Annotated in this window: 20 protein-coding genes; all 20 read right to left on the bottom strand. The window is 46.6% G+C overall.

Annotation, left to right across the window (positions count from 1 at the left end; genetic code table 11):
- Positions 1 to 818 (bottom strand): hypothetical protein (locus TX77_RS13765; protein ID WP_044502801.1); only part of this gene is annotated, 818 nt, incomplete at its 3' end.
- Positions 797 to 1,447, bottom strand: coding sequence for a putative phage tail protein (locus tag TX77_RS00080; protein ID WP_044502802.1), 651 nt, complete (start codon positions 1,445 to 1,447; stop codon positions 797 to 799). The genes TX77_RS13765 and TX77_RS00080, both read right to left, overlap by 22 nt.
- Positions 1,440 to 2,498: a baseplate J/gp47 family protein gene (locus tag TX77_RS00085; RefSeq protein WP_044502803.1), complete on the bottom strand. Its 1,059-nt coding sequence runs from the start codon at positions 2,496 to 2,498 to the stop codon at positions 1,440 to 1,442. Before TX77_RS00085 ends, TX77_RS00080 begins: the two co-directional genes overlap by 8 nt.
- A gap of 3 nt (positions 2,499 to 2,501) precedes the next feature.
- Positions 2,502 to 2,918, bottom strand: coding sequence for a DUF2634 domain-containing protein (locus TX77_RS00090; RefSeq protein WP_044502804.1), 417 nt, complete (start codon positions 2,916 to 2,918; stop codon positions 2,502 to 2,504).
- A gap of 1 nt (position 2,919) precedes the next feature.
- The gene (locus TX77_RS00095; RefSeq protein ID WP_049917232.1) at positions 2,920 to 3,351 is read right to left on the bottom strand and encodes a DUF2577 family protein; all 432 of its coding nucleotides are present in this window, start codon (positions 3,349 to 3,351) and stop codon (positions 2,920 to 2,922) included.
- A complete protein-coding gene (locus TX77_RS00100; RefSeq protein WP_044502805.1) occupies positions 3,344 to 4,435 on the bottom strand; it encodes an XkdQ/YqbQ family protein in 1,092 nt (363 codons plus the stop codon). Before TX77_RS00100 ends, TX77_RS00095 begins: the two co-directional genes overlap by 8 nt.
- Entirely contained in the window at positions 4,432 to 5,163 is a 732-nt protein-coding gene (locus TX77_RS12830; RefSeq protein ID WP_049917233.1) for a phage baseplate protein, read from the bottom strand. The genes TX77_RS00100 and TX77_RS12830 overlap by 4 nt, the downstream gene beginning before the upstream one ends.
- Positions 5,164 to 7,539, bottom strand: coding sequence for a phage tail tape measure protein (locus TX77_RS00110; RefSeq protein ID WP_044502806.1), 2,376 nt, complete (start codon positions 7,537 to 7,539; stop codon positions 5,164 to 5,166).
- A 192-nt stretch (positions 7,540 to 7,731) separates the two neighbouring features.
- Positions 7,732 to 8,151: a phage tail assembly chaperone gene (locus TX77_RS12835; protein WP_049917235.1), complete on the bottom strand. Its 420-nt coding sequence runs from the start codon at positions 8,149 to 8,151 to the stop codon at positions 7,732 to 7,734.
- A 10-nt stretch (positions 8,152 to 8,161) separates the two neighbouring features.
- The gene (locus tag TX77_RS00120) at positions 8,162 to 8,593 is read right to left on the bottom strand and encodes a phage tail tube protein (RefSeq protein ID WP_044502807.1); all 432 of its coding nucleotides are present in this window, start codon (positions 8,591 to 8,593) and stop codon (positions 8,162 to 8,164) included.
- Between the two features lie 19 nt (positions 8,594 to 8,612).
- The gene (locus tag TX77_RS00125; protein ID WP_044502808.1) at positions 8,613 to 9,773 is read right to left on the bottom strand and encodes a phage tail sheath subtilisin-like domain-containing protein; all 1,161 of its coding nucleotides are present in this window, start codon (positions 9,771 to 9,773) and stop codon (positions 8,613 to 8,615) included.
- A 2-nt stretch (positions 9,774 to 9,775) separates the two neighbouring features.
- Positions 9,776 to 10,252: a phage tail terminator family protein gene (locus TX77_RS00130; RefSeq protein WP_154651829.1), complete on the bottom strand. Its 477-nt coding sequence runs from the start codon at positions 10,250 to 10,252 to the stop codon at positions 9,776 to 9,778.
- Positions 10,249 to 10,644 carry an HK97 gp10 family phage protein gene (locus tag TX77_RS00135; protein WP_044502810.1) on the bottom strand — a complete coding sequence of 132 codons (396 nt, stop codon included), beginning with the start codon at positions 10,642 to 10,644 and terminating at the stop codon, positions 10,249 to 10,251. The genes TX77_RS00130 and TX77_RS00135 overlap by 4 nt, the downstream gene beginning before the upstream one ends.
- Positions 10,634 to 10,987, bottom strand: a complete 354-nt coding sequence (locus tag TX77_RS00140) for a phage head closure protein (RefSeq protein WP_195891147.1) — start codon at positions 10,985 to 10,987, stop codon at positions 10,634 to 10,636. The genes TX77_RS00135 and TX77_RS00140 overlap by 11 nt, the downstream gene beginning before the upstream one ends.
- Positions 10,980 to 11,291 carry a head-tail connector protein gene (locus tag TX77_RS12840; RefSeq protein ID WP_049917236.1) on the bottom strand — a complete coding sequence of 104 codons (312 nt, stop codon included), beginning with the start codon at positions 11,289 to 11,291 and terminating at the stop codon, positions 10,980 to 10,982. The genes TX77_RS00140 and TX77_RS12840 overlap by 8 nt, the downstream gene beginning before the upstream one ends.
- Positions 11,292 to 11,306: 15 nt before the next feature.
- Positions 11,307 to 12,494: a phage major capsid protein gene (locus tag TX77_RS00150; protein WP_044502812.1), complete on the bottom strand. Its 1,188-nt coding sequence runs from the start codon at positions 12,492 to 12,494 to the stop codon at positions 11,307 to 11,309.
- A 20-nt stretch (positions 12,495 to 12,514) separates the two neighbouring features.
- The gene (locus TX77_RS00155) at positions 12,515 to 13,123 is read right to left on the bottom strand and encodes an HK97 family phage prohead protease (RefSeq protein WP_071822264.1); all 609 of its coding nucleotides are present in this window, start codon (positions 13,121 to 13,123) and stop codon (positions 12,515 to 12,517) included.
- Complete coding sequence (locus TX77_RS00160) at positions 13,068 to 14,366, bottom strand: phage portal protein (protein WP_049917239.1); 1,299 nt, start codon at positions 14,364 to 14,366, stop codon at positions 13,068 to 13,070. Before TX77_RS00160 ends, TX77_RS00155 begins: the two co-directional genes overlap by 56 nt.
- Positions 14,367 to 14,386: 20 nt before the next feature.
- Positions 14,387 to 15,838, bottom strand: coding sequence for a terminase large subunit (locus TX77_RS00165; protein WP_230197974.1), 1,452 nt, complete (start codon positions 15,836 to 15,838; stop codon positions 14,387 to 14,389).
- 209 nt (positions 15,839 to 16,047) lie between these two features.
- Positions 16,048 to 16,404: a hypothetical protein gene (locus TX77_RS00170; RefSeq protein ID WP_049917240.1), complete on the bottom strand. Its 357-nt coding sequence runs from the start codon at positions 16,402 to 16,404 to the stop codon at positions 16,048 to 16,050.
- Positions 16,405 to 16,521: the final 117 nt, after the last annotated feature.

Genomic DNA, 16,521 nt, shown 5'->3' on the forward strand with positions numbered 1-16,521 from the left:
CCCCACTGTATAATTAGCCCGCCAAAATTAGGCCCAAACGATACATAACCGTTAGTGTCCATCAACCCCGAGATACCGAGCTTAGAATTTGTGAATTTTTTGCCGCTCCACGTAACGTCGCTGCCGCTCGCCAAAAAGCCTACCATCGCATTAAGCTTGGTAAGCGTCGTCGGCGGGGTGTCCCGCCATGTCGCGGTCCCCTTGTTGGCCTTAATCATGGCGGCCACGTTAGATAATAAGATACGCAGTTGTGCTGTATTGCTAGTCGGCGACAGAGCGTCGTTGATTGTCGACGTCATCGCGCTATGGGCGCCGGTCGCGTCGTTGTGCTCACCCATGACATAGGCTAGGCGTTCTTCGGTGACGGCATTCGCCACGTTGACAACTGCCGTCATGTTCTGGGTATCTCCAACCGACAAGATTAATTTCATGGTCTGGATCGGAATTGGTTTGGACACGTCACTAATGTACGAGTAGTTATCGCCGGCGTTAGAATAGGCGATTAATTTTTCAATCCCCGCAGCCCCATTTTTGGCGTAAATACCTACTTCACGGTGCGGAAATCCGGCAAAAATACTCTTATTGTCATAGGTAAATGTATACTCAATTTGTCCATTGCCTAAACTCTTATATGCGCTTAAGGATACGTCCAGTTTTGGCGTCACCAAGTCAGTCAGCGACCTAATATCGCCATTAAATACGCCAGATCCCAGCTTAGCCTTGGTAATAATCAGTTGGTCATCCGTAAGGCCGCTGGCCGCTCTAGTAATCATTTCATAGCCCGTTTTTGTAAATGTTAATCCTGGGAATTGTGCCAATTTATACCCCCTAAAATTGATTTTTCTTCAAAAATTAAAGTCCCTGCAATAATCAACGAGTGATCCAATTGCGGAGCTGTATAGTCGTCGGCAGTTTCAACGACCGTCGTTTCCGATATTGATATTACACCGCCGATTGTTAATTGCTGGTCAAGCTGGTATTGCTCATACAGCTCATACCCCAGGTGCGACGGCTTATATACCTCAATCCATTTTCTTAATTGGTCGATGTTAATACATTTATCGCGGCTGAAAAATAATTTGAAATAATATTCAGCCGATACTTCCTCGATGCTGGCCGACTTATCGACGATATACTTATTAGCCAATGCAACCATGAAATCAATGGTACTGACGCTATTACTATTCATCTTCAAGTAGATGGCTTCGCGTCGGTCCTGTATATTTTCGGCGACGTCGTCGATATGTAGGTATTCTTCCCAATATTTCAATCCCCATGTTGCCGTCTCCGGGAACAATTGCTTAAGTATCTCAAGCTTGAATTGTCTCAGTCGCTCATGTTCCCGACTCTTAGCATCATTAATGGCCTTATAATGCTTATCTTTCGATAGAAATTTCGGCAGATATTGTAATATATCCACCTCTCTTCGTCTGATGAAATCATCCAATGAATTCCACCGCCTCTACATATGGCATCGACTCCTTGTCGATCGTAACGTTGTTTACGCCGCCGTTAACCGTCAGATTGGCATAATCATCGATACCGGTCTGCTCTAGGATCATTTGCCCAATTTTAGCTACAGAAACATAGCCCATCTTGAAAATACGTTCCCGGAAGTAGGCATTGACTAAGTTCTTGATGTCGTCCGCTTCCGCGCTTCCGTCAGTAATCTTAAGCTTGATTCTAATCGCCACTTTTGTCGGTCCGACGACGGTTACTGTCGGGCCGATAATACGAAAGCTTGTGATGTGGTCACTGACCTTAGTAATAAGGTCGTCACTTGGATAGTCATTGTTACTGTTACCGATGATGACTTTGACTGTGCCGTTTCCGGCCCATAACGGCAACACTTGGACCTCACCGACTCCCGGCACTTCCTGTGCCATCAACTTATAGTGAGCATCGTTGTTAGATGTTGCGGGCATCTCAATTTTGAAAGCAATCCGACTTCGCAGCTCATCGTCTGTTTCCTCCTCAAATCCATCATAGGCCGCCGCATCATTATTGACCTTAGATATGCCATAGATAGATACGGGTATCTTGATAATGGTATTGGCATCTACATTATGATCTGCTCCCGCTTCCTGGGCTTCGGCCTTGACGATAACCTTTCCGGCCGCAGGAATTACCGCATCTTCGACGGTCAAGAAATTAGTTCCGGATGCCGTCGAAAACATGGAGCCCTTGAGTAACTGCGCCCCAACATTTCCGGTTACGGTCAAGTCCACGATTGCCTTGGTCGCTGTCTTCCGATGGATCGCATGACGATTGCCAATCATATCAAGATACGGCCCCCAGGACGATGGAAGGAAGGCCGCAGCCAGTATCATTTCGTCTTCAACATACGATTTTTCAAATTCCACGGCACTCGCTGACAACGTATCGAAGGCGAATGTACCTTCAATGGCGCTGATATCGTCCGGATTCTGTGCCAAGAAGTCCGCCTTAAGCCGCTCCAGTATTTTCAGTTGTGTTTGACCAAACTCAAAATTATACATATGCTATACCTCGATTCCCAGCATAGTATCTCCATAGATTGTTATAAGTTCTATATTCAATGTAATTTTTTTCTTATTCTGCTCGATACCTAAGACATTGACGTCGGTAATGTATGGATTGACAAGCAATGCCTCCTCAATGTAGCGGAATACCTCAATAGCTTCGGCGCCGTCATTAGTAACGGTGCCGACGAAGTGTTCCAGCTCGGCGCCATAATCGTCGAAATACGCGCGATATCTGTATCGCTCCGTAATCAATGCCTTATAAGCCCATACCTTAATGGCCTCTTTTTGCGTTACGATCGCCAGGCGGCCATTTTCAACGATAAATTCATCTTTCGAAAAATCAAAAGCGTACTCCCGGAATTCCGGCAATTCATTTTTCGGTACGTCCTTGAGTTCTACAAACGGATTTGCCATATCAATTCCCGTCCAATCGTACGAATTTTCCAAGTACGGCGTATTGTTCTACCGTCTTATTATCTTGGCCAACAATGGGAATCATCAATACCGTATCTCCTACATGCCAGGTGTCGGTCATGATGATATTTTCAGTGTAGTCGTTATGGATGTCATGGTTATGGCTCGCAAACGCGGCATCGCCACTACCGCCGGAGCTATCCTGCGTCGCCGATACAAGATGGCCTTTTGTATTTCTTTCATGCCCCTGAATCCAATATTCATCAATCCATAAAAACGCCCTCTTAACCGGCATCCCATCTACGGATATTTCTAAGTTAGGCGGCGGCGACGTAATTTTTCCAAGCTTCGCAACTGCCTGTATTCCGGCTTGAGCCGCAAGCCCTTGTTGCATCTGTATTAATTTCTTATAGGGATTGTCCAGCTCATTCATTTTTTTCTCCTTTCCGCAGGCGCTTGCGTTTTCTCTTGCTCGTTTTGAAATATGGTGGCGCGACGTCGGTCTGTGTAATCACTGGTTCTTCCGGCTTATCCGGCATGTATTCAAGGGATAGTTTCATTGTGTGCTGTTGATTCTCAAATGTGTGGGAGTCCGATTTTATGAAAAATTTCCCCTGCAGCTGCTCTTCTTCGACCGTAATCGCGTATCCGGTAATACACTGAAAATAGCCGATGCCGTTGAGACTTGACTCTGTTTCGACACGCTTAAGCTTGTCCTTGGCCATCTTAACATTGTCTACCGTCTCGCCTTCTTTTGGTGGCTGCATCTTATAGATGTCCTGTATTAGTCCGTAACGCTGAACGTCGTCTTCGATGGAAAATACCTGACTAATGGCGCCGTGTTGGTCAATGGCCTTTACCCGGTTGACCATGTTTTCGATATTTTCGCTGTGCTCGGTGTTGCTTATATTGAGCTTATCGCTTGCCACATAGTCTTCGACCATCGTTCCCTTCTCGACGACGGTCAAGGCTCCGTCCAACATCAAGGCCGTGTACGTCTTGCCAGTTTCGGCATGAGCTCGTTCGAATAACATGCCGAATGTCTCTGTACACGATTTGTTTTCAGCCAGAAAACTTACGACCGTATTAAGTTGCGGGATGTCTTCCGATACTGGGACGCCAATCTCGTTGCACACCTGTTTAATGGCGTCCGTCACCGTGACTTTTTCAAAAACTCGCTGTATCTTGGACTTGGCCAAATATATCATGTCATCGTAAGCGGTGATGGAGAACGTATAACCGTCCGTCGATCGGCGCCGGAAGAAAATGCGACCGTAAAAAATATCGAATGTGCGGTCCTCATCGTCGATGATGCTAAGCGTCAATAATCCGCCCAGCTGCAGCGACAAATTGATGAATGTCTCATCTTTAGCGTTATAGGCGACCTCGAATTCTATTTTTCTGGCCGCTTGCGACGTATCACCACTCCAAGTCAGCCGCAGAACGTAGTTGCTAATGTCCTGATCTTCGACGCCGTTTTCTGTTCCCGGCGGGTCCGTATAATATAGCTGGATCATAGGTTTACCTTCTTTCCATTGATATTTACAGTCCCACGAGTTGCTTTCACGACGTCGCCGACATTGACATTCCCTTTTACTAATTTCTTATACAGAGCCAGCCGCTTCGGCCCTTGCTGGTCAATACGGCCATACTGACCTACGGCCCGGGCTGCGATATCCATAGGACCATCCCCCGGATAAATGTTAAATTCTCGCTGTTCTGGCACTTCGGCTACGCGACCATTTAGCCCAGTTACGTCGTCTATCTGTTCCGCTTCCGGCGTGATATAGCGATATTCTTTGAGGCTCAACGTGTAATATACGTCGTTAGTCCCATCTTTTTCGCTGTACGGAAAACTTTCAATTGTACAGGCCATGCTAATACTGGTTCCGGAAATCGTAATTCGGCACGGCTTCCGTTTTGTCGCGAATGTCTCAATTTTCTTGATTAACGTCCATTGGTCTTCTGATTGCTGGCCAATAAACGAGTAGTCCTGGGCCGGAAAAAACGAGCTAAATTTCAAGGTCTTAAGCCCCGGCGTACCAATCATATTGATGTCCCCGATATTGTTAATCTGTATCGTCGTGTTGTTATAAGGATTTTCCACCTCGTATGACGGCGGCGGAACAGGCAGCTTGACCTGTTCCCCGTCACACGATAAGACAATCGTGCATCCCTGATTCAGTCCACCACCGCCGGTGCTGTCAAGCACACGCCGCAGGAATCTAATAAGCGATGATGCCATCTATATCGCCCCCACATTCTGATTGATAGCTGCCTTACGCATTTCGTGGCACATCAAGTCAACGATTCTACGGGTCAACTCATCGATGTCATGGTCACTTCTAACGGTCGTCCCGTACATATTGATGGTAATTCCCGGTACGCCACCGCTCCGCTTGCCTTGCTCATACGCACTGGCAAGGGATTGATCGTGCGGAATAACTTGCGTACCGCCCGGAAGGTTGACGATTTCGGCGCCCTTATCATGGATCATAGCAGGGCCGCCCATCCAGTTGTCGGTCCCGGTGTACAAGCGCGGGATGCCGAGCGGCCCAAACGTAGAGCCACCGACCCCCGGCACCCAGTCTGGAATATCTACGGAAATACCATTGATGCCGTCGATGATGGCGTTAATCGCACCCCGAAGGCCATTCATGACGCCTTCGCAAATTCCGACGATACCGGAGAAAATCGAATCGAAAATAGACACGACCGCTTCCCAGGCCGCGCTCCAATCTCCGACAAAGACAGCCGAGACAAAATTAATCAATCCGGCTAAAACGCCAATGACAGCCCCCACAATAGACGCCACAATGTCAATAACGGCCGCAAAATCTACGGCTAGAACGTTGATGACAACCATAATTGCCCCTATGAGGCCAGCGCCTAGCACCTGGGACAATGTAGTAATAATGCCAATCAACACGCCAAGCGGTCCTTGTCCTTGCATGGCCGCACTGAACATGGCGCCGAGCTTAGTAATAATCGGCCGGACAGCTTGAACGAGCGCGTCAAATGCCGGCTTAAGTGTATTGTAAGCACGGCCAAAAGCCGCAGTAATAATCCCCCACATGCGTACGAAAAACGGGCCAACCTTATCCCAATTGTTGTATAAGATATAGGCCGCACCGGCGATGGCCATAATAGCGATGCCAATAGGGCTCAAAAATAACGCCCGCCCGGCAACTGCGACCACCCGCAATCCCCTTGCGACCATCGTCAACGATCGGAACAATGCCGCCCCGATAGACGATAAGTTGATACCCTTCAGCGCTCCGAAAATACCTTGGAAGATGTTACCGATGCCAGCACGCATCCCACCAACAAGGCCGCTGAATAATCCCTTAACATTTAGGCCCTTGATGCCGCCCATGGCACTTTTGAAAATGCCGCTCCAAGTCAATCCCCGCATAGCCGTAAATGCACTCAATGCGCTGCCCTTGACCGCGGCAAAAATCCCCGGCATGGCAGCATATGCACGCATTACCCCTTGTACGGAGTACTGCAAGAGCTTATTACTAATCGTGCCGCCGGCCATAACAATACGGACATTGGCCCACGTCCGCATCAGCGTTCCGGCTAAAGTAACAACGCGGCCAAGTACAAGCATGAATCCAGTGAACGCGACGATGCCAATGGCGACGTTACCGACAATCAATTTCTGAGTCGGCGACAGACTATTCAGGGCATCGGCTACCGAAGCAATAGCAGACGCCGCCGCCTGTACCTGGGGACGCAAGACGTCGCCCATATTAATCGCCAGTGACTCAATGGACCCCATCATGTCATCGATTGCGCCCTTGACCGTGTTTTTCATAATTTCAAATTGTTTTTGTGATGAACCGGTCGCGTTATACATGGCATCCGTCATCTCTCGATATACTTCCGGCGATGTCTTAAGCAAGGCCAGTAATCCGCTGTACCCCTCTTCGCCGGCAATCGCCTTGGCCATGGCTACCTGTTGCGTATTGGACAAGTTGCTCATAGACGACCGTAATTGATTGACGATATTTTCGAGGCCAACAAAATTGCCTTGTGCATCATTAACTTGGATGCCTAATTGACTTAATGCCATAGCGGCCGCTTTCGGCGGTGCGGCTAATCTGGACAATGTCGACCGTAACGTCGTACCTACGCTGGATGCCTCGATACCGTTATTACGCATGATGGCCATAGCCGTCGCAAGGTCCTCGATCTGTATTCCGAGTGTGGCGGCCGGCGCCCCGGCGTACTGCATGGCAACGCCGAAATCACTAAGGGACAGGCTCGACATGTTGTTGGCCTGTTGGATGACGTCGGATACACGTAAGGTATTGGCCGCAATGTCGCCTTGCTTAAGCCCCCATACGTTAAGGGCATTACTGACGACTTCTGCCGTTAAGGCCAGATCTTCGCCGGCTGCTACGGACGACGTAATAACCGACGGCATCATGGCGACAATGCCGGCAGATACAGGCATCAAAGCTTGACCGACTCCGGTAATATCCCGCCCTAATCGCTGGATGTTGCGGCCCATCGCGTTCTGCTGCTTAGCGGTCATGGCCAATTGGCTGTTGATAGATCGTAACGGAGCCGTAACCCCATCCACTAACCGCATCATGACGTCAATTATTTCCATAGGCTCACCCCTTCCCCGGCTCGGTCAATTCTTTAATCTTTTTGGCTTCTTCTTTTGTTTCTTCGACTTCTTTCAGAAAAAAGCCCCTCAAAATAATTTGCTCATTTTCAGACAGCGAAAAAAATACCGACGGTAATACGTGATGATTTTTATAGATCCAATACAAGAATTCCGTATAACCGTCGGTCTTTATTAGTTTTTTACTTCTTCAGCAATTTTCTTATTTTTTTCTTTGTCGTAGCCGCTTAATTTATTAATTTTTTCGGAGATCGCAGCAATTTCACCGGCCAAAAACAACTTTTCGAATAAGTCTTTTTTAGTGGCTGCACCGTATTTTTTTAGGACTTCCACATTGTTAAAGTCCTTATCCACGATGCCATCCGCCAACAACGACAGCTGTAAGTCGTACAGATTGATGTCTTGGCGGCCATCGCCATCAATACTCATGTTCCGCTGCTGGATTTCAGTCATTCTTTTGGATGGAATGGCTTGCAAGTTAACGACAAAGGCATTTCCAAATGCTTCAGACAATCGCGTAACCTCAAAAGTTTCAGACGGCAATACAGTTACCTGTTCCGGATTGGTGGACAATAATAATTCTGTTAATTTCATGGGTATTCTCCTATTCTGCGACGTCTAAAAGTTCAAAATCTGTAAATGTAAAATCGTAGTCATCTTCTACTAATTTTTTAGCCTGCCAATCGGCCAGTGTGAGCTTATCAAAAGTAGCATCTCTGATGACTACCCGTTCGGCGCCGATAGCATCCGGATCATCTACCTTAGAGACAATCGTACACACCGTCTGTTTACCGTTTTTGATATTGTCAGCCATCTTCACGGCAAAAAAAGAGGAAACGTGATTTAATTTCACGTTCCCCGTGGCTTCCGCGCCTGTAATTTTGTATTGCTTAAATACTTTTTTTACCTGATTGACTTCCTCTTTTACAAGTTTAATCTCGGCCTTAAAAGCTGTTACTTCGGCCATGTACTGCCCGTCAATCCACAATTCGCCTTGCGTGCCGCTCATTACCTGTTCGGCTTTCATATTATCCATGTTTTACCTCCTTTAGCACTTAGATAGTAACGTTCAGATCGATATCTTCCATGGCGTCCAGAATCGTCACCGTTGCTTTCAAAAATACATGCTTTTTCGTGTCCGCTTTTTTAATTTCTAAATCCGACATGTTGGCAAGTTCATCTTTTGTTTTCTTCCCGTTTTTCAAAAGCCAAGTCTTAACCGCCTCGACGTCGATGTCAACCGTGCTTCCGCCCCGGAGAAGCAGACGCCCATCTTCTAATTCTTTGAAATAGCCGGTAATGGCGGTAATCAGCAGACATTTATTGTCATAGTCATTGGTATATTTCCCAATGTAACTGTCTTCGGCGGTTTTCTTGATATCGTCGTACATCATATCGGCGATATCTACGGACTTAATGGTCTGATACGCTTCCAACTTGCCCTGTGTCGTCGTGACAAGGCTATTCATGGCGCGGCTCATCTTATATTTGTCCCCGTCGAACCAGATGAAAAACTCGCCATTATTGACTTTTTCGTCGTTTTCGTCGAGATCGTGTTTATCGCAGTCGATTACTTCCGGCAACGGTGCATAAGTTGCCGAAATTGTCATAGGCGTTCCGCAGATAAGCCCGGCAATACGCGCCGTGTATTCGGCGCCGGTATATCGCTTCTGGGAAGTCTCGACGAATTCATTGCTGAAATTGATGACGCCTTCATAGTCGGCCGCGTGCTGCGGCAGTACGACTTTTACCTTCTTATATTTGTTTTCGCGGTTTGTTTTGATCCACGTAGCGATTTTTTCTTTCTGCGCTTCCTCGATTGTAGGAATGGCCAGATAATCCCAACGTTCCGGCATAATTTTTTTCAACGATTCATCGAATTTTCCGGCCGTGTTGTCGCCTTCTCCGCCCTTAGCCTGCAACATAACTCGGACTCGATACGGAGTTGTAACGTATCCTTTCAAGGTTTTAACGATATAGTCCTTATTGTCCTCCGATAATTCTGGCGGGATATCATCGGTCGTGTACACGGTGAACGGATTGGTCAAGGCTTCCAGTTTTTCATCACCGATTGTTCTCGGTGCGCTTAACTTAGTAATTGTCGCTGCGTCCTCTTCTAGGATTAACACAGCAATTCCACGTTGCGAACGGACAACCGCTTCCGACCCCGCTTCCTGAAATGCAATATTAACGGACGGCATACCTAATTTTGCCATTGCTATTCCTCCTCAATACTTAATACCATGCTAAGATCGCCCATGATTTCTCGACCTTCTCCATCGTCTCCATCCGACGAATTCCCACTTCCGGAAAACTCAATTCCGTCGAGAAATTCCGTCGTCAGATAAATTTGAAAAATGTCGTCTTCTTCTCCGGCACGTCCGGAGCTGATATCAGTCAGTTTCAGATGCCGGTTTTCCACTCCGATTCCCGTCAAAAACAATTCGCATACCCGGTCAAGTAACCGCATGTACTGCAAATCGTCCTTTTCCCGTGGATCTGGGAAGTAAGTAAGGATGATGTCCAGCCGCTTTTGTGAGACGTTTTTTGTTTCCTGACTAGTAGTTACCAACACTTTTATAAAAAAGCACGGCGTTTTATAGTTCCGTTTTACGTCTTCGGAGTAGATTTGACATTTAAATTCGCTTTTTAGGCTTCTTACAACAACGCCAATAATACTCGATAGCTTCATCATAATTTGTCCTTTAACAGTCGATATAGCTTCTTCGTCATCCGCTGTTTAATGGCTTCTCCTTCATTAGCCACGGTCTTTTTTGTAAAAAATTGCCCTTGCTGGAATCCTTTGGTGCGGCCTTTTCGATCTACAATGCGATGACCTCGTTCTACCAGATGATAATGCGGCGACTTGTTTCTGATTTTAGCGATGCTTTCTCGCCCTCGATACTCGTAAGCAACTTTCCAGTTCTTACTGATCCGCAACTTATCCGGTCCATATTTCCCGACCGGTGAATTCTTAATTAAGGCTCGGCGCATGGCCCTGGCCCCGAATTCAAGAGCTTTTTCGCTTTCTGCCGGATATTTCTTAGTTACGTCGTCGATTTTCCGCATGAATTCCTCAATCTTCATTTGTCTTCCGCTTCCTTTCGACGCACATCAATTCCAGTTTGACGTTAGCCATATACGGATTGATGACCGTATTAATGTCATACGTAACTCCACGATAGCGCACATACATACCGGCAGTGACTTCTGGACGATATCTAATGGTGATTTTTAGAAAATCTTCCGTTTTGTCTTTGTACTGCTCAAAATAAGCCCGGCCGCGCGTCGGCTCAATTCTTGCCCAGATTCTATGCGGGAATACGGGCGTCATCCCGATATGCGTTAAGCCGATTTCGTCTTCATACTCTCCATCTGTGAGAATCTCGACCCGTTTATCAAGCGCACCTATCTCATCGATGTTAATCATTGGCATCACCGCCTGACGGCATCCGCCCCGCGTTAAGCCCTAAGTGATTGATGATAGCCTGTACACTCAACGGCATATCGTGCATATTGGTTTTGGTGGAAAATACGGTCCGATTCTCATACCAATGGCCGACCATCTGCATAATTGCCAGTGTATACAGATGGCTGCCATCATATGTGCGTCCGGTCATCTGCTCGATGATGGACTGGGCCGCTTCCGACAACGACGTAATCAGTTCGTCGTCTTCCGTCATATCCTCATCGATTCTCAAGTAATTCTTGAGTTTCTCAATTCCGACAGCCATCGTCACACCTCCTTACTATTTCGCAGTCGCCTTATATACGAGCTTAACAAGGCCGTTAGTATCCGTTGGTTTGCCGTCCACTAACATGATGGACTTCCGGACGATGTCATCCGTTTCATTGTCTTCATAAATTTTTACGCCGATATTATAGGCCGTATTCAACGTGTAATTTTTAAAATCATACAAGAAGGCGAACACATCCCCGTCGGCAATGTTGGCGGAACCGAGCGTCTTAAGATACGAAATCAAGATAACCGGACGACCAAGAAGCATCCGTTCAGGTGCGCCATTGATTCCGTAGTTAACGCGGGCAATCGGCTGTTTGTTGTCATCGACCATTCCCGCAAATTTCATGAACGTTTTTTTCGTCATGAACCACTTTGGCCCGTTTTCATAGGCTTCATCGAGTTCTCCTTCTGCATCTACAAGTAACTGATAACTGGCCGCGGCGGCTTCTACCTTTACGCCGTCAGAATCATTTTTCAATACGCCTGCCGGTTTGTTATTTCCGTCTCCGGCGATGATAGCCTGTTCCAAGGCAACGGCCATGGCTTCCGAAATGTGATTTACGAGCATCGTTTCAAAGGCACTCCAAGCCTTAACGTCAACTTCCAGCGATACCGATACGGCACAACGTAATTTATAAGCGTTAAAAGTAATGCTGGTTTTTACTTCTTCTTTCTGTAAGTCACTGGTCTTCCCTTCACCGGTCCAGGTAGCTACGGGCTTGATGTTAGCCGTCGGGATGGCCAGCCCTGTTTTGTAATTGGTGTGATTTACGAGCGGAATGATTTTACCGTAGACGGTCAGTTTTTCGAGAATTTTGTTCAGTGTCGTTACCGGGATGATGGCGCCGACGTCTTCCTGTACTGTGTTGGAGTTAGCGCGGAATTCTACCGGCATCGCTTTTCCGCGCGTAACATAATTCATAAATGCGCTGCGATACTCTTCCGTTTCATACGGTTCCATGTTTTCCGGGACTTTTGCCGACGGCTGCTCTACCTTACGAGCTTCAACAACCGGCGCCGATCCTGAATTAATAGCCTCGGTAATGCGTTCGCGCTGTTCAATGACTCCTTTTTCATCAGCTAAAGCGCGGGCTTCCGCTTCCAGCGCGTCGAGATCAAGCCCTTCAGTATTAGCATCAAGGGCGGAACGGATTTCTTCCTGACGTTTCAAGATTTCTTCTAATCGTTTGCTCATAATTTTCCTCCTATTTTTTCTCAAAATGTCGTTAAAATAAAAATGCGCTTCCGTTGTTCTGCGGGAGCGCGTTCTTCTTCTTTTAATTTTTTCTCAATGTTCTCAATATCAAGTCCACAATCGGACCTGGCCACGACCGACGTACTTTCATAAGCCGGAAAATCTACAATCGATACATCGTATAATTTTCTAATTCTCGTGATAATCCGGTTATACGTCTTGTTTTCAACGTCCCGAATTTCAGTTTCTTCATCTACGATAAAAGCAAACGACATTTTCCCAAGATCCCCACGCTTCACCAGCTTATACACATCAATACCGGTCGTTGTGTCGATAATGTCGGCATCAACACGGAGCCCTATTTCATCTGGTGTAAGTCTTAACGTTCCATTACTTGTTCTGGCAAGGATAGTTCCCACCTCTCCATGGTTATAATTAAGGACCACATCAGACATGTCAGTCCCCGAAAAAGCATTCGGCGCAATGCGTTCCATGTATTTCCATCCGGTATCCATACTTTCAAATAACATTGCGTCTTTTCCAAATACAGCAGCATACCCTTCTACCTGCATGTTATTGCTGGTCGTCATCGTGGCTGTCCGGCGTTCTATTTTCCCCTTCAGATTCATCACCCCCTTTTGTTGATTTCTGGTTGTCGCCAGGCTGGTTAATCTGATATTGTGATTGATCGCCGGCTTTGACAAAATTCAGACTAATTTGCCGCTCGTCGCCACCTTCAATACCGGCGTAGCCGAAGATTTCACGTATTTCGTTAATTGTTAGTCCGCCCGAAGGTATCAAGGTCTGACAAATTTTTATTTTCGATGAAACGGACATGAAAGACAGCCGGTTACTTTCCATGATAATTTCATGCCCGGCACTCCGTTCTTGCGGCGTGAATATTTTTTCCGTCAATTCTTGGGCAAATTTAACGGCCAGCGGTTCAATAACGGACTCGTAGAACGATATATACTCGTCCTCTTTATAGTCACCCAGCAGGATATTTTCAGAAATTCCGAAGTGCTGAAGCACGTTCTTTTTGGCGTACTCCATCTGCCCGCTATCGAAAGTCGTTACTGTGTTCCCTAATTCTTGAAAGTCGGCCTTACTATCTAGGGATCCGATGCCGCTTCCATTTTTCGGCGTCGTATAAGTATCGACGAATAGTTTCCAGTTTTCCTTCTGGTCTTCCGGCCTCAATGTTGATTTCCACTTGATAATACCGCGTAATTTCCCAAAAGAATTGACGACGTTAACAATCGCGGTCTTAACCGCTCGCAAGGTGTTGATGTCTTCCGCGAAAATCTTGTCGTTACTATCTCCAAAAAATTCATGCCGGTTGAAATGACGGCGCAGATGGACGACCTCACTATAAGGCACCGTAATGTATTCTCCACCCAAAAACTGGAATTTCAGAAATAGTTCCTTATTGCCCTCAACCCGACTTTCATATAGTTGTACCGTCGCCGAGTCCAATGGATACATTCCTAATAACTGTCCGTGTCGATCAAATTTTAAGTACACGAAAGCATTGTTGTAGGTGTAATACTGCGCTACGATTTTTTCCAGAAAGTCGCTGGCACTCATATACGGATTAGGTCGCACCGTCAGTAAGTAATTCAATGGGCTGTCCTTCTCCTTGATAACGGCTCCGTCCTTTTTGATGATTTTCCGAATTTTCATCTTACTGAAATGTCTGGCGATCGTGTCGATGCAAGTGCGAATAGTCGAATCATCGTACACGCGCCCGTCAAATAAGGAAAATAGATTGTCGTAGCCATTTAATAGCTTTGCTCCGGTTAATGTCTCGTTTTCCTGCTTAGCCATCCATGTCCAGCCAAATATTTTTTGAAACAAGCTTCGTTTTTGCAATATTTCACCTCCTTTTCTGATTAAATGATATTCAAATAGTCCTCCCTGTTACGCTCAAAGGCAACGTATGCATCCAGTAGGCTGGCAAATCCATCGATACGCCGCTTCGCATTCATCGTTTTTGTCGGCTGGATGTTACTATTTCGGTCAATGTCGACGGCAACATTAGCCATACACCACTTAAGGACCGGGTTGTTATCGTAGTTAATCTTATTGGCTTCCAGGTCCGCAGCCAGTGCCTTCATCGGTCCCGATAAAGTTTTCTTGCCCTGAATGACTGCTTCCATAACCTCTTGCCCGAAAGTATCTTCCATTTCAACGACAAAGTACTTGGCGCTCCAGCTGTCGTAACCTACCTTATACAAGTAGATGTCCTCTTTATCCTGCATTTCGCGGAACCATTCGACGACTAGACGATAGTCGATACTATTACCCGGAGACTTCCGGACAAATCCTCGCTTATGCCATACGTCATACGGCACCCGGTCTTCTTGGACTCGCTTGTCAAATAAGTCTTCCGGAATCCAGTACATCTGCTTGACATATAAGTTAGTGGCAGATTCATCGCACCACAAAAGCGTCGCACAAGTCAGGTCTGTTGTTGCTGACAAGTCGACGCCTCCAATAGCATATCGCGGGCGTACATCTGATAAAGAGTACGTCGCTTCGTTGTTTAATTGTTCGAAAGTTAAGAATGCTTCCGACGATGTTTCTCGGATGTTGAAATCTTTGCACAGTAGATTTTTTACCAACAAGGGATTATGCTGCGCCTGGTATACTTTCTGCGCCAATTGGTCCTTATCCTTAACGCTTCCGAGTGCCGGATTGGCTTTCTGCCACTTTGTTTCATCGGTCCACTCTTCGCGTCTATCCAGCTCGTAGACTAACGGAAGAATCGTTTCGTCATGATAGCCTTTCGGATCTCCGTACCCATTAACAATCTGTGAACATTCATCATATTTTAGGTCGAAAATATTCTCCCGGACGGTCCCTGCCGTCGTCGTAATGATACAGATAGGCTGTTCGCGGGCTGTCATCCCATCAATCAAGACGTCGTATATGTTCTTGTCTTTGATAGCATGTAGTTCGTCGATCAGCGCCCCGTGAACATTAAGCCCGTCCAGCTTATCGCTATCCGAGCCCAACGGTTCAAAAACGCCATCGTTAAATTTGCACCGGATACTACCGACGAGACACTTGATATGCTTATTCAAGGCAGGCGATTTCTTGACCATACGCTGTACTTCGGTCCAGATTATTTTCGCCTGGTCACGCTTAGTCGCTGCCGAATATATTTCAGGACCCGCTTCCCCATCGGCGACTAATAGATACAAGGCCATACCTGCAGCCCAGGTCGACTTTCCGTTTTTACGAGCAACGATCAGAATCAACTGTCGATATTCCCGAAGTCCGGTTTTTCGGTCGACGAAGCCGAATAGCGCGGCGGTCGCAGCCTTCTGCCAAAGTTCCAAAACTAAAGGCTTCCCGCCCCATTTCCCTTTGGAATGTTTGCAGAAAGCCTCTATGAAATCAATTGCGAATTTTGCTTTTTTATCGTCATACCGATAAGGTCCTTTTTTATCGTAAATCTTCTCCACCAGATGCTTATACGTCCGGCGAATTTTATCGGAGGTAACAATATTACCTTCTTCAATCTTTCGGTAATATTGCTCAATATAATTCACTGCCGATTTTTGAGGAATGCCATCATTTCATCTTCGGCTGCTTTCTGCTCCGTTTCTGGGAGGCAGCTTAGTAATGTCCTGATGACGGCGTTATAGTTTTTTACCATCGTGCTGTAGGCTTTAGACTCAGTCGACTCTTTCTTCCCGGATTGATTTTCCCCGTTCTGATACTCTTCCACGAAGCCGACCTCATCCAGTTGAGTCGATAAGTCGCCGATGTATAATTCCATCTTGGCAGCCTGGATCAACGACGGTTCGATAACCTTCATTTTGTCCGCATCCACCTCCGAAAAGATGCGTTTCAATTCCTTAATTCTTCGATTAAGTATTGTTTTCGGTTGAAGATTTGCCATATCCGCCCTCACCTCCTCATTTTATTTAATCCTCTATTGATCTTAGGTGACTACACCCCCTAGGAAAAATTGATTTGTACAAAAGAAAGGGCCGCCCCCGGCGTAGTTTTTTGGCCA

This window comes from Megasphaera massiliensis (assembly GCF_000455225.1).
GTDB lineage: Bacteria > Bacillota > Negativicutes > Veillonellales > Megasphaeraceae > Megasphaera > Megasphaera massiliensis.